This is a genomic window from Caballeronia sp. LjRoot34, assembly GCF_964253815.1.
Classification (GTDB): Bacteria; Pseudomonadota; Gammaproteobacteria; order Burkholderiales; family Burkholderiaceae; genus Caballeronia.
Genome location: NZ_CAXUSB020000001.1, coordinates 2,516,169 through 2,529,789 on the forward strand (window position 1 = coordinate 2,516,169; position 13,621 = coordinate 2,529,789).

Sequence of the window (13,621 nt, forward strand, 5' to 3'; positions counted from 1 at the left end):
TTATATTTCGCTAGCTGTCGGTGTGGGTCAGGGCGTATAGCCGAAGTCGGCGCCCAGGCGTGCGCGCATGTGTTCGGCACCGTCGGTCTGCCACTGCGCGCCCGCGGGCAGCGTCAGCGACACCGCGCGCACCATCCACAGGTCGGGATCGTCGAGACGCAGCGGCGACACGCCTTCCGACGCGAGCTTGCGTACGTTTTCGAGCAACAGGCGCCGCGTCATCGCCACGCCGGTATCGCTGATGCCGAGATTTTCGCGGCGGCGGTCGTAGATTGGCGCAACGCCCGACTGGCAAGCAGCGTCCTGCACCCACAATCCTGGCAGGCCCGAGAACCACGTCTTGGTTTGTGCGTCGTAATTGAACATGAACGCCGATTCGAGGTTGTACTTGGTCCAGTACTTCGCATATGGCTGCGTGACAGGCCGGGGCGCGAACGCATGCGCGCTCGCGTGGCCTGTTTCGCGTCCCGCATGGCCGTCTTCGAATAGTTGTCGCGTCTTCTCGTAGAGCGGCGCGGCCGGCGTGTACGAGAACATCAGGCACAGCGTGTTCTCGTCGTCTATTGGCACCCATGCATGGCCGCTCAGTTCCGGATACTTCGATTGCGGCGGCACCAGCGTATAGAACGGAAACAGGAACTGGTTGACGCGCCAGTAGTGATGGGTGTCGTCGAGCACGCGGCGCGACGCGATGCTGATGCCGAAATCGCGCCGTTGGCATTCGAACACCGGACGCAGATCGCGCTTGGCAGTCCAGTCGTTGATCGAGCCTTGCGAATCGATGCGGCCATGCAGGATCGGCGCATGCGCGGAGTCGATCTCGCCTTCCACCGCCTGCAGCCAATTGCATTCCTGCACGCGAAAGCTGAAGTGCACGTTTTCTGGCGGCACCAGGTTCCATTCCAGATTCGGCAGCGGCGGCAAAACGTCCGCACCGGCCTCGCCCATGTATGTCCAGACGATGCCGTTGCGCTCGCGGCACGGATAACTCTTGATGCGCACCTTCTCCTTGAGCCGGCTCTCGGCGGGTTCGGCCGGCGTATCGATCACGTGGCCGTCCACGCCGAATTGCCAGCCGTGATAGACGCAGCGCAACCCGCAGTTCTCGTTACGGCCGAAAATCAGCGGCGCACCGCGATGTGGGCACACATGATCGACGAGGCCGACGCGGCCTTCGCTGTCGCGGAATGCGATCAAGTCTTCGCCTAGAAGACGTACGCGCTGCGGCTGGCCGTCGAGCGCCAGATCCGACGAGGGCAGGAACGGCAGCCAGTTGAGGCGCATGTACTGGCCAGCCGGTGTTCCGGCGCCGACGCGCACCAAGGTCTCATTGTCTTCATGTGAAAGCATGGCCGTCTCCATTGATTGCAAAATTGGTGGGACCAATTATATAAAGAATCCTGGAGCGGTCAACTGGTTATTTCACGTTACCGGCAGATAACCAAACGGATACGCGGCGGACGAAAAAATTTTTACCGAGCCATGTATCAAGCCTTAATTGATTGTTTTTATGTACTTTTCTTTGATCTAATCTCAGCGACCGCGACCGAATCTCCCTCCGGCCGAACCCTCTTTAAGGGATTTCCCGGGCTTTGACATTGTGCCAGACGGTTCTATATTGAGCCCACCAAATTGGTCCCTCCAAATTTGGCAAATAACAAAAGGAGATCAGTATGAGCGTGTCGTCCCAGTCCCCCGCCGTGGCCTCCGCGCCGAGGCCAGCTGCCGTGGCGGACGCCGAAGTCGACGGCACCCAGGTGGTGTCGCGCGTCGGGCGACGGTTGATGTGGTATCTGATTGCGCTTTATGTTGTATCGGTACTGGACCGCGGCAACCTCAGCTTCGCGTCGTTCTCGATGAACAAGGAACTGGGACTTACGCCGCAGATGTACGGCATCGGTGTGGGCATTCTGTTTCTCGGCTACTCGATATTCGAAGTACCCAGCAATCTCGCGCTCGCCAGGTACGGCGCGCGCATCACGCTTACGCGGATCGCGATGCTGTTCGGCATCGTGACGATGTCGATGGCGTTCGTCACTGGCCCCGGCAGCTTTTATACGGTGCGCGCGCTGCTCGGCATCGCCGAAGCGGGATTGACTCCTGGTGTGTTCCTCTTCCTGAGCTACTGGATTCCGCAGCAGCACCGCGCGCGCTACAACGCAATGTTCTCCTACTCGATTCCGGCCGCGTACGTGGTCTCGTCGCTCGTGTCCGGCGCGATCATGCAGCTCGATGGCGTATGGGGCGTGCCGGGCTGGAAGTGGCTGTTTGTGCTCGAAGGTCTACCCGCCGTGGCGCTCGGGATTTTCGGCGCTTTCTACCTGACCGACCGGCCGCATCAGGCAAAGTGGCTCTCGAACGATGAAAAGAAGTGGCTCGCCGAACAGCTCGAAAGTGGCGACGCGTCGTCTGCCCACGGCATGCCGTCGGGCGTCATGACGCTGCTGCGCCGCCCCGAGATGTGGGTGCTGACGCTCGGGTATGTCGGCATCTTTTCGGGTAACGCGACAGTCGGCGCGTGGCTGCCTCAGATCCTGCACCACACTGGCGTGCCGCTCGGCGTCATCGGCTTCGTTACCGCGTTGCCTCCGCTCGCGGGCATCGTCGGCATGACGTTCCTGTCGCGGCGCTCGGATCGCCGCAAGGAACGGGTGCTGCACACGGTCGCCTGCATGCTGATCGCAGCGGCCGGCTATACGATCGTCGCATTATCGACAACGCTTGCCGTCGCGCTCGTGGGCTTCATGCTTGCCAACATCGGCGTATATGCGTCGCTGGCGATCTTCTGGTCGATTCCCCAAACCTATCTTCCTGCGAAGGCCAAACCCGCGGTGATCGCGATCATCAGTTCTTGCGGCGCGATCTTTGGCGGCTGGCTCGTGCCGATGATGGTAGGCCGTGTGCAGCAGCAGGCGCACAGCCTTGCCGCGGGCATGATCGTGGTAGCGGCCTTCTTTGTCATATCGTCTGTTTGCGTATTCTTCGCGGGCCGGCGTATGGCCGCTCATGCGTGAGACAGGAGTCGCGATGAAACAAGGTCCACTATCAGGCGTGCGTGTCATCGAGTTCAGCGCGCTTGGCCCCGTGCCGTTCTGCACCATGCTGCTAGCCGACATGGGTGCCGACGTCGTGCAAGTCGCACGTGCGCGCGCCCACGTCGATCCCGGCAATTTCATGCAACGCGGGCGCCGGGTCGTACCGCTCGACCTCAAAGATCCGGGCGATCGCGACACCGCGCTAGAACTCGTGGCACACGCGGACATGGTGCTGGAAGGCAGTCGTCCCGGCGTCATGGAAAAGATCGGGCTCGGCCCGGACGTCTGCCTCGCGCACAATCCGCGCCTGGTGTACGGCCGCATGACCGGCTGGGGCCAGACGGGGCCGCTCTCGGGCACAGCAGGGCACGACATCAACTACATCGCACTCACCGGCGCGCTCGATGCGATCGGCCCCACGAACGGCGCACCGGTGCCGCCGCTGAACCTCATCGGCGATTACGGCGGGGGCGCGATGTTCCTCGCGTTTGGCGCGCTCTGCGCGCTGTGGGAAGCGCGCGACAGCGGCCAGGGCCAGATCATCGACTCGGCGATGGTCGACGGTACCGCCATGCTGATGTCCCTCTTCTGCCGCCTGCACGCGCAAGGCGAATGGAATGACGCGCGCGGCACCAATTCACTCGACGGCGGCGCCCCGTGGTACAGCACGTACCGGACGATGGATGATCGTTACGTCGCAGTCGGCGCGCTCGAAGAGCCGTTCTGGCAAGCGTTACTCGTGGGGCTCGATGTCGCACCCGACAGTCTGCCGCCACGCGCCGACAAAGCGGGCTGGCCCGCGATTCGCACTGCGCTCGCAGAGCGCTTCGCGAGCCGCACTCGCGACGTGTGGGCCGCGCATTTCCGGGATTCCGATGCGTGCGTGAGTCCGGTGCTCGGCTTGCACGAAGCCGCAATGCACGAGCACATGGTCGCGCGTCGAACCTATACCGTCCACGGCGATAGGCTGCAACCGGCGCCGGCGCCACGTTTGAGTCGGACGCCGGCGTTTACGGCGGGAACGTCCAAGGTCAGTAGCGCCGATGCCGTGCTCGGCGGATGGCGAGACGATCCATCGAGGCATTGAAAGCTCAGGCACAACTTTCATTCGCCGAATCACACGCTCTTACCGGTCTTGTGCATCGTACTGGCTTGACCATTGAGACATATTTCGAGGTAAGCCAGTCACTCGTGGCGGCGCTGCACTATTACCTTCGGTGATTGTCGACAATCCAGTCCTGAATATCGGACACCAAAGAAAGTGAAATCTGCGCCAGCCAAGTGCAAAAATACTGACGCAGTTCGTGACAAACCCGGGTGGCAGACATCCATCGGACACATGCTCTCGTGACGGTCGCGGAAGGTCATCGTCGCTGGTCATTCTTCTGAAACGTCACTTCCGCATTACGCCGGCCGTGGCACGGTGGTCGAGGGCGCACTGACGGGGGGCGAATCGCATCGCGACTAGAAACGCGGTGGTCGATACAAGCGAAACCCCTAGAATTACCCACTCGACTAACGCATAGTCTCGCTGAATGGTCCAAAGCGCGGCAGCGGAAATGGGCGCAATGCCCTTGGCGATGTTCGACGGAGCGGAGAGCAAACCGCTGATGGCCCCATAGCCCTCGGTCCACATCACATCCTGCACAATCGTTCCGCGCAGGATTGTCATCATTCCGTTCGCCCCTCCGTATACGAGACCGAACAGCATCAACAAGTAAGGTGAGGTTCCGGCGTACAACAGCACGAGAACCGAAACCGGAAACGCTGCTGTGACGATCAGGCCGATCAGCGCTGGCCGCACGTTGCGACCGGCAGAAAACCAAAGCGCACGCGCGGCCACCTGAGCGGGACCGATGATTGCCATGGTGGTCAACAGCCAACCCGCTGGGACCTTGCGCGCGACCATGAGCGGCACCAGGTGGAACGTCAGCGCCGCGAACGTGGCGTAGTACGCAGTGAAGCACACGGCCAACGCCCAAAACGTCGGCGTGCGCAGCGCGCGTTGCGTCGAAGTCATGTTCGCAGTCTTCAACCGTGCTCTGTGGCCGGCCGTTACACCGGTCGCGTCGTTCCGTTTGATCGCGGTCGCGTGAATGGGCAGACTGATCGCGATGTTCACCGCAGCGAGGAAAATCAGTGCGGCTCGCCATCCGAACCAGTCTACGAAGCCTTGCGTCAGTGGGATAAACACCGTGCTGGCGAACCCGGCGACCAGCGTGATGAGCGTTATTTTTGTACGGAAGCTACCGGGGTAATCGCGCGTCACTACGGCGAACACCGGATCGTACAGCGTGGCCGCCATCGACACACCCAGGCCGACCCAAACAACAAACAGCGTAGGCAGCGCATGAGCTTGCGACCACAACAGCAGCATGGCTGTCGACAGGATGGAACCCGCCATCATGATTTTCCTGCCGTGGCCGTGGTCGATCCATATGCCGATCGGATAAGCCGCGAATCCGGAGACAAGGAGGCCGAGCGATAAGGCCGCATTGGTGTCCGTGCGGCTCCATCCCATCGCCCGCTCCATTGGGACCACGAAGAGGGAAAACGCGTAATAGACCGATCCCCATGACACGAGCTGCGCGATGGCGAGCGCCCAAGTCGCGCGGTGACCGCCGGGGTCTGCGTTTTCGCTTCGGTGGTCAGCGGGTAGGCTCGACATGCGACCTCAAAGGGATAGAGCGCGATGAATACCCGTCGCGGAGTCTGCTTGGCCGATGCGGAAAGCTCCGCAGCAGAAGTGACGTGCGGACATTAACGCCGACGCTATTGACGAGGCCAAGCCATCTTGAGTCTTGCCAACCGTTCGAGCGGCCGGCGTCTCGTCATTGGTTAGAAGCCCGATGCCGTTCATGTCACAAAACCGGGTGAACTGTTTTCCCTGATAGAGATGGCGCACGCGACGCAATGCACCTGAAAAACTGCGTTCACTGCTGTCGTTCATCAACACTGCATAGAGCTTGATGCCGTCGTCAGCGAAGCGATTGCGGGTTCGTAGGAGCGGTGTTTCCCAGTCGCAACGCGGAATCCGAAATAGCACTGGCACGTCCAGCAGCAACACTGCGGCGGCCGTCGTGCCGCCAAGGACGAAGCGCATCATGCTCTGATGTTCCCTCCGAGTAGCAGTCAAAACCATAGATTCCGCTTGCTGCCCGGACTCTCGGCCAAGCGCTCGAGAGAGCGCATCAGCCAACGTCGAGGCGGAGGCACTGGACGCTGGCAAACGACTCGGCGCATTTGGTCCACTGACGTCCAGATTTCTCATGTCGTCGGAGACCCGGGGGGCGCCCAACCGCAGCGCAATGAAGGCTCGCATCGAGTTGCGGTGCAGACCGCCCGAACCAGACAACAGCGAACAGGTATTGCTCTTGGCATTTGCCATGATCTACCTCCCAGTCATGCCTCTTGCTCGCGGAGCGCTTGATCAGACTGTCTTGCCTTCATACCAGCGTTGCGAGCGATTGACGACGCCGACCACCAGCAACATGACCGGCACCTCGATGAGCACGCCGACCACGGTAGCCAGCGCCGCGCCCGAGTGGAAGCCGAAGAGGCTGATCGCGGTGGCCACGGCCAGCTCGAAGAAATTGCTTGCGCCGATCAGGCTTGACGGTCCGGCTACGCAGTGAGCGACACCCAGCCTGCGATTGAGCAGGTACGCCAAGCTCGAATTAAAGAAGACCTGGATCAGGATAGGCACGGCCAGCATGGCGATGACCAGTGGCTCGTGAACAATGGCCTCTCCCTGAAAAGCGAACAGGAGCACCAGCGTGGCGAGCAGTGCGGATATTGAATAGGGACCGAGCTTTACCACGACACGCCCGAAATGAGCCGAGCCCTTCGCGAGCAACGAACGTCGGATCATCTGCGCGAGAATGACCGGCACGATGATATAGAGGCCGACTGAGGCAATGAGCGTATCCCACGGCACTGTAATGGCCGATAGCCCCAGCAGAAGCGCGACGAGAGGTGCAAAAGCCACGATCATGATGGAGTCGTTCAGGGCCACTTGTGACAGCGTGAAATACGGGTCGCCCTTGCACAGTTGCGACCAGACAAACACCATCGCGGTACAAGGCGCGGCTGCCAGCAGGATCAGGCCAGCGATATAACTGTCGAGCTGGTTCGCCGGCAGCCACGGCGCGAACACGTGGCGGATGAAGATCCAACCGAGAAGGGCCATCGAAAACGGTTTGACGAACCAGTTGACGAATAACGTCACCCCGATGCCACGCCATTGGCTTTTCACCTGAGTCATGGCCGCAAAGTCGATTTTCACGAGCATGGGGATAATCATGATCCAGATCAGCACCGCCACCGGCAGGTTAACGTGGGCAACCTCCATGCGGCCGATGGCTTGAAACGCGCCCGGCAATAGTTGGCCGAGCACAATGCCGCTGACGATGCACAACGCCACCCACACCGTCAGGTAGCGCTCGAAAAATCCGATAGCGGGTCTCAATGCAGCACCGGTATGTTCAGTGCTGCTCATTGGGTCCCTCGGCGGCCCGTTCACCGATCGCGCGCAACTCGCGCTGAATGGCGTTGCTGTCCAATACGTGCAGGGGCAAGTTCACGAACTGGCTCACCCGGCCAGCTATTTGCCGGTAGACCTTGCTGAACACCTGGCGCTTTTCTTCATCTGTGCCCTCGAACGCAGCCGGGTCCTCAAAACCCCAATGCGCGGTCATCGGTCTGCCTGGCCAGATTGGGCAGACTTCGCCGGCGGCCTGATCGCACACGGTAATGACGAAATCCATATACGGCGCGTCAGGCGTGGCAAATTCGTCCCAGCTCTTGCTGCGAAGTTGTGCCACGTCGTAGCCGAGCGACTCGCAGCGCTCTATGGCAAAAGGGTTAACCGTTCCACTGGAATGGCTCCCTGCGCTATACGCCCGGAAACGCCCCTTGCCGAGTGTGTTGAAAAGAGCTTCAGCCATAATGCTGCGCGAGCTGTTACCTGTGCACAGGACGAGAATTGAGTACTGTCTGTCGGTCATCCGCGATTCCGGAATTCGATGGTGGACGCAGTCGGGGTGCAACAGGCATCCGACGAATGATGGGGTTCATTTCTTGACTCGCCGTAGGTGGGCGCGGCTGCGAGTGTCCTGAAGGTTTCCCATGCCACCCCTTGTGGGTCGACGGTCCAAGCCTTGTTCGACTTCGCGTAGCAGCAGGTCGCGCCCGTCTGCTCTTGCACGGGCAGGTCCGCGGCGGCGAAGCGAGCGTTCATCTCTGCCAGTTCCTCATCGGTCTCGACCTGGATTCCGACATGGTCGACACCGGGTTTTGCGCCACGCTGCGAAATGGCGAAGTTGACCGCTGGGTCCTTCAGCTCCCATTTGCAATAGTCGTCTTTGAGTACGCTCGGCTCAACGTTGCCAAACATCGCGCTATAGAAGCGGATGCTCTCACTAAGGCTTTGAACAGACACGTGGATGTGCATCCGTTTCATGATTCATCTCCGCAGCAAGCGGGAGGACTGCTCGCTGCGCACGCCGCGCCGGCACAGCAGTTCTCGGTGAGAAACCCCACGAGGCCGTTCATTGCGTCGAAATTGGCCGAATAGTAGATAAAGCGCCCTTCCTGCCGAGCTTTCACGAGGTCTGCGTGTGACAGATCCTTGAGATGAAAGGACAGACTTGAAGGCGCGAGGCTGAGTTGTTGCGCAATCTCGCCTGCCGGTATCCCGTCGGGGCCGGCGACTACGAGCGTTCGGAAAATCGCGAGTCGCGATTCATGTGCAAGAGCGCTCAAGGCGCGTACGACGAGGTTCGAGTCCATGGCCGTAGCATAGATCGATCTATTCCATATTTCAAGTATTATCGAAATATGGATCCGACTGAACCGTGCCGCCTACGTCAACGAGGCCTGGTGGGCGAAGCGATTGCGCTGCTCGCGCTGGCGGTTGGTGCTCTTTCACACTTTCCTTCCTTTGCATCGCCATCATTGCGTCGGCTGGGCACGCCTTATTTCCCGAGGGTAGTGTGGGCAGGCCCTGGCAAGTCAGGATGAAGGCCTCACGGTCGACACATTCGAGCTCACCCGTACCTGCGGCGAGCGCGCTCAAGCCCAAGCAAGGTACTTCAACGAGGCGAACCAGGAAATCTACGCGGGAACCAAAGCCTCGACGTTTGTACCCCCTCGTTCATGGAGGGCGTTACCGTGCGAACTGCCATTCAACAGTTAATGACGTATTTCGAGTCCTCTCTTGGGAACCAGGATTCAAGTTCGGAGCAATCCGAAGAAGTCCGGAAAACCCCGTAAATCCTTGTGATTACGGGGTTTTTTGTCTTTTGTGTTCCGAGATGTTCCTGTTATATCCAGCGTCTTTGCGTATACCCGTTTCATGGGCAAAGTCATGCCGGATACGTCGAACCGAAGTCGGAATTGGCGTTCGCAACGCCAAAACAGGGCCGAAGCCTTACCTTCCTGCCGGATGGCCCGGGTCTTTCCCTGCGCATACTGTCGCAGCAGAAAAAACATCCTTCAAGACGGCGATCATGCATCGGGGGCAACCACCGAAAACCATCATGCTCGATGGCTATGCAGCCCTGCACGCGGCTCGGTGCGAGGCCGCATCCATAAGATTCAGAGCGGCAACTCGCGGACCGGCGCACCGTCAAGCCACGCCCGGATCGATTCGACAATCTGCGGATAGGCGGTGCGGTAAGTGTTTTCCGTGACGTACCCAATATGCGGCGTCGCCAGCACGTTGGGCAGAAACCGGTACGGATGTCCAGGCGCCAGCGGTTCTTCGTCGAACACGTCGAGCGCCGCGCCGGCAATGCGCCGTGCCTGCAATGCTTCAATCAGCGCCGCTTCGGAGACGATCGGCCCACGCGAAGTGTTGACCAGATAGGCGCTCGCCTTCATCAACGCCAGTTCGCGCTCGCCGACCAACCCGCAGGTGCGCTCGCCGAGTTTCAGGTGAACGGAGAGCACATCCGCGTCGCGAAATAACTGATCTTTATCGACACGTTCAACGCCATGTTCGGCGGCCCGCTCGGCCGTCAGGTTCTGGCTCCAGGCAATCGTGCGCATCCCGAATGCCTGACCCAGGCGCGCCACCGCCTGCCCGATACGGCCAAGTCCCAGCAAACCGAGCGTCTTGCCGTTCACGTCCACGCCGAGGCCAACCTGCCAACCGCCAGCGCGCACCGAGGTGGCTTCTGCATGCACGTTGCGCGTGATGGCAAGAATCAACGCCCAGGTAAGCGCCGGGGTGGCCGCAGCGTCGCCGCCGGTAGTACCCGATACGACAATCTGCTGCCTGCGCGCGGCGTGCAGGTCGATCGCCGCGTTCCACATGCCGACGGTGACGATCAGCTTGAGCTGCGGCAGACGCGCGAGCAGTGCGGCGTCCAGGCGGGTGCGCTCGCGCATTAGCACGACTGCGTCGAATGGCGCGAGGCGCGCGGCGAGCAAATCCGGATCGGCGACATGGTCATGAAAGAAAACGGGCTGCGCCCGAGGCGTGAGACTGGCCCAGTCAGCGAGAGGGCGGGCCGTCTGCTGATAGTCGTCGAGCACCGCAATGCTCGCTACAGCGGAATGTGACATGTATTTGGTTCCTGTCGTCAGTGAGAGATGACGACCTTGCCGAAGAAGGCACGGTCATCGAAGTGGCGCCACGCATCAAGGGCACGCTCGAACGGGAACACGCTGTCGATGACCGGCTTCAGGCCGGACAACGTAACGGCACGCACCAGGTCCAGCAGGCCCGAGCGGTCGCCGACCGAGATCCGGTAGAAAACGCCGCCACTGCGAAACAGGTCGTTGAAATCGACGCCGGAATGGCCAGAGGCGAGAAAACCGATCAGCGCGACTTCGCCGCGGCTGGCCACGGCCTTGATCGACTGCTGGAGCGTGCCCTCGCCACCCACCTCAAGCACCCGATCGACGCCACGTCCATCGGTGAGCTCGCGGGCCCGATCGCCCCATGCGGGCGTCTCGATGTAATTGATGACTTCATCGGCGCCGAGCGCTTTGAGCCGCACCGCCTTGTCGGCGGAAGAAGTCGTCGCAATCACGCGCGCGCCGAGCAGTTTGGCAAGCTGGACTGCGAATACGGAAACGCCGCCGCTGCCCTGGGTCAAGACCGTTTGTCCGGGGCGCAGCGGCCGCAATCCGGATAGCGACGTCCATGCGGTCAGCGCAGCGCAAGGCAGCGTTGCCGCTTCTTCGAACGACAGGCCCGGCGGAGCCGCCACGACCGCTTCCTGGCTGACGACCTTGTATTCGGTCAGCCAGCCATCGCGATGCGAGCCGTAGCTCTCCGTGCCGAGTGTAGGCGGCGGATTGCCGCCGTACCAGCGCGGATGAAACGTATTGATGACCCGGTCGCCGACCTTGAAGTCGATCACGTTCGTACCCACGGCGACGATCTCGCCGGCGGCGTCGCTGAGCGGAATCAGGCCGGCCTGCTGCGCGCGCAGGTAGCTGCCGTGGACCATTGCGATGTCGCGATAGTTGAGCGACGACGCGCGCACCCGGATCAGCACTTCGCCACGCTGAGGCTCGGGCGTGGGTTCCTCATGAAGCGTCAGATGGTCGAGACTGCCGGCTTGATCGAAGCGATACACTTTCATCGAATGACTCCCATGCGAAATCGCGCGACGCGGGCCCCTCGAAGGAGAACGGCGGCGTCCGGTCGTCGCGCGAGTGGTCAGTCTAATGGGATCTTTGCGAGGCTGCTTGGCACTGCCTGACTATCCGCATGCCGGTTCTCGCGCTATTACTAGAACCCTACAGATAAAGAAGCCGCGGTGTGCAGCCATCCAGTCGATAACCACGCTGCGGGGCATGGTGCCGGTGCCTATGCGGCTTTGTCGTCGGAAGCACACCGGCCCTCAGTCAGGGTCGGGCAGGCAAGCTGGTTCTGTCGTAGTAAGGATGTTTGGTTTAGCAGCGGCAATATAATATGCAATGCTTACTTATACACAAAAATTCTAGCCGAAAGCGCGACGGTCTTGTCGCGGGAAGGATCGCGGCATTAACCATGAGCGATATAATTAGTTTTGCTTATGTTTAAATTACCCCTTCCGTTCAGTGCTTGCCGCCGCGCCGGCTGCGCTGGCGCTGGATATGCTGACTCCACGCGGCCGAGCGGTCGCGAATGAAGTTCGTGAGCTCTGCGGTCGAAGATGGCAGCGGGTCCGGCTCCACCTCGTAATGGCCTTTCTCGTTGCGGACCGGCAGTGCGGCGACGCGGGCCGCCTGCAGTCGGTCGAGCCGCGAAGGTGTCGAAGCGTCCTGGTGATGCAGGCTCGACACAGGCACGGCGACGTTCGCGAGCGGATCGTCATCGCGTGGCTTGTCGAGCGTGAGCACGTCGCCAAGCGACGGCGCGGCCGCGTCGCGTTTCGTCAACGGTTTCGTGCCCCAACGCTCGTGAAGCGTCTTCAGTACCGACGTGTGATCGATCGTTTTTCCCTTCGGCGCGCGGAACACAGTGCCCGCCTCAATCAGCGGCGAGACGAGCACGGCTGGCACGCGCAGGCCGAAGCGCGTGAAGTCGAAGCTGTATTCGCCGACCGTGCCGTCGCCGGGCGGCGTCGCGTTCGACGGCGGTGCGACATGATCATAGTTGCCGCCGTGCTCGTCGTAGGTGATGACGAGCAGCGTCGAGCGCCAGGCGCGGCCGTTGCGCAGGGCGTAATAGGTGTCGTGGATAAGCTGTTCGCCTGCCGCAACGTCGTAGTTCGGATGCTGGCTGTTGCCGGTCGCGTCCCAGCTTGGCTCGAGAAACGTGAACGCGGGCAGCTTTCCACTCGCGGCGAGCGCCTGGAAATCGCGGAAGTGGCCGAAGTGCGACTCGTCGGCGTGCTGCACATCGGGGAAGTCATGACGCGTGAGCGGATCGCGGTTGTAGCCGAAGATCGCCCAGTCGACCTTCGCGTCGTCGAGGTCCGACAGACGGCCGAAGATGCTCGGGCACGTGAAGATCTTGACGTGGTCGTCGAGATGGCCTTGCGACGTGCCCGCGAGCGCGAACGCGCGGTTCGGCATGGTCATCGTGGGCACCGACGCGAACCATGCATCGCACACGGCGTAACCGCGCGCGAGCCCCGAGAGCACCGGCAGCAGTTCAGGCGTGTACATGCCCATGATCTGTGATGGCTCGGTACCGGACAGCGAGTCCTTGTAGTGCTTCGCGAGATCCGAGGCGATCGCCGACTTGAAGTTCAGCACAAAACCGCGGTTGTCCGGGACGGCGCCCGGGGCGGGATCGTCGGTTGAGAACAACTGGTAGTTCGTGTTGTAGAAACCTTCGCCGGGATCGGCGCCCGGCATGAGGTACGGATGCGGATCGCTCGCCTGGATGCTGTAGACCTCGATCTCGTGGCCCGTGTCGTCGGGATTCGATTCCTTGCCGGTGAGGCCGTCGAACGCGTGGCCGAGCGGAGAACGGTTTCCGGTATCGCGGTAGAGGAAACCGAGCATCTGGTCGAAGGACCGGTTTTCCAGCATCAAATACACAATATGGTCGATTTTTTCAAGCTTGTTCGCCATGGCCGTCTCCTTTACGAACTTTGCAAAGTACGGCGCTTGCGTGATTGTTGTGTGACCATCTACAA

The 13,621-nt window shown here is 61.0% G+C and carries 12 protein-coding genes; 2 read left to right on the forward strand and 10 right to left on the reverse strand.

From position 1 onward, the window contains the following. Nucleotides 1–27 precede the first annotated feature (27 nt). Entirely contained in the window at nucleotides 28–1,350 is a 1,323-nt protein-coding gene (locus ACSQ36_RS11205; protein ID WP_436181947.1) for a Rieske 2Fe-2S domain-containing protein, read from the reverse strand. A gap of 323 nt (nucleotides 1,351–1,673) precedes the next feature. Here ACSQ36_RS11205 and ACSQ36_RS11210 point away from each other — a divergent pair, with 323 nt between their 5' ends. Together ACSQ36_RS11210 and ACSQ36_RS11215 are read left to right on the forward strand one after the other, a co-directional pair. Beyond that, nucleotides 1,674–3,014: an MFS transporter gene (locus ACSQ36_RS11210; RefSeq protein WP_213761589.1), complete on the forward strand. Its 1,341-nt coding sequence runs from the start codon at nucleotides 1,674–1,676 to the stop codon at nucleotides 3,012–3,014. A gap of 13 nt (nucleotides 3,015–3,027) precedes the next feature. Then, nucleotides 3,028–4,122 carry a CaiB/BaiF CoA transferase family protein gene (locus ACSQ36_RS11215; RefSeq protein ID WP_436181948.1) on the forward strand — a complete coding sequence of 365 codons (1,095 nt, stop codon included), beginning with the start codon at nucleotides 3,028–3,030 and terminating at the stop codon, nucleotides 4,120–4,122. 306 nt (nucleotides 4,123–4,428) lie between these two features. Here the strand turns inward: ACSQ36_RS11215 and ACSQ36_RS11220 are convergent, their stop codons facing one another. The 9 genes from ACSQ36_RS11220 to ACSQ36_RS11260 all read right to left on the reverse strand — a co-directional run bounded on the left by ACSQ36_RS11220 (nucleotide 4,429) and on the right by ACSQ36_RS11260 (nucleotide 13,556). After that, a complete protein-coding gene (locus ACSQ36_RS11220; protein WP_436181949.1) occupies nucleotides 4,429–5,703 on the reverse strand; it encodes an MFS transporter in 1,275 nt (424 codons plus the stop codon). Between the two features lie 6 nt (nucleotides 5,704–5,709). Further along, on the reverse strand, nucleotides 5,710–6,423 hold the full coding sequence (locus ACSQ36_RS11225) for a hypothetical protein (RefSeq protein ID WP_436181950.1): 714 nt from the start codon (nucleotides 6,421–6,423) through the stop codon (nucleotides 5,710–5,712). A 42-nt stretch (nucleotides 6,424–6,465) separates the two neighbouring features. After that, nucleotides 6,466–7,533 (reverse strand): ACR3 family arsenite efflux transporter, encoded by a 1,068-nt coding sequence (gene arsB / locus ACSQ36_RS11230; RefSeq protein ID WP_436181951.1) that lies wholly within the window; start codon nucleotides 7,531–7,533, stop codon nucleotides 6,466–6,468. Then, a complete protein-coding gene (locus ACSQ36_RS11235) occupies nucleotides 7,520–8,041 on the reverse strand; it encodes an arsenate reductase ArsC (protein ID WP_436181952.1) in 522 nt (173 codons plus the stop codon). The genes arsB and ACSQ36_RS11235 overlap by 14 nt, the downstream gene beginning before the upstream one ends. After that, nucleotides 8,038–8,496: an ArsI/CadI family heavy metal resistance metalloenzyme gene (locus ACSQ36_RS11240; RefSeq protein WP_213761595.1), complete on the reverse strand. Its 459-nt coding sequence runs from the start codon at nucleotides 8,494–8,496 to the stop codon at nucleotides 8,038–8,040. Before ACSQ36_RS11240 ends, ACSQ36_RS11235 begins: the two co-directional genes overlap by 4 nt. Beyond that, the gene (locus ACSQ36_RS11245; RefSeq protein ID WP_213761596.1) at nucleotides 8,493–8,825 is read right to left on the reverse strand and encodes an ArsR/SmtB family transcription factor; all 333 of its coding nucleotides are present in this window, start codon (nucleotides 8,823–8,825) and stop codon (nucleotides 8,493–8,495) included. Before ACSQ36_RS11245 ends, ACSQ36_RS11240 begins: the two co-directional genes overlap by 4 nt. Nucleotides 8,826–9,632: 807 nt before the next feature. Further along, complete coding sequence (locus ACSQ36_RS11250; protein WP_436181953.1) at nucleotides 9,633–10,604, reverse strand: D-2-hydroxyacid dehydrogenase family protein; 972 nt, start codon at nucleotides 10,602–10,604, stop codon at nucleotides 9,633–9,635. A 17-nt stretch (nucleotides 10,605–10,621) separates the two neighbouring features. Continuing rightward, nucleotides 10,622–11,632, reverse strand: coding sequence for a zinc-dependent alcohol dehydrogenase family protein (locus ACSQ36_RS11255; protein ID WP_436181954.1), 1,011 nt, complete (start codon nucleotides 11,630–11,632; stop codon nucleotides 10,622–10,624). 457 nt (nucleotides 11,633–12,089) lie between these two features. Then, nucleotides 12,090–13,556, reverse strand: a complete 1,467-nt coding sequence (locus ACSQ36_RS11260; protein ID WP_436181955.1) for an alkaline phosphatase family protein — start codon at nucleotides 13,554–13,556, stop codon at nucleotides 12,090–12,092. Nucleotides 13,557–13,621 lie beyond the last annotated feature (65 nt).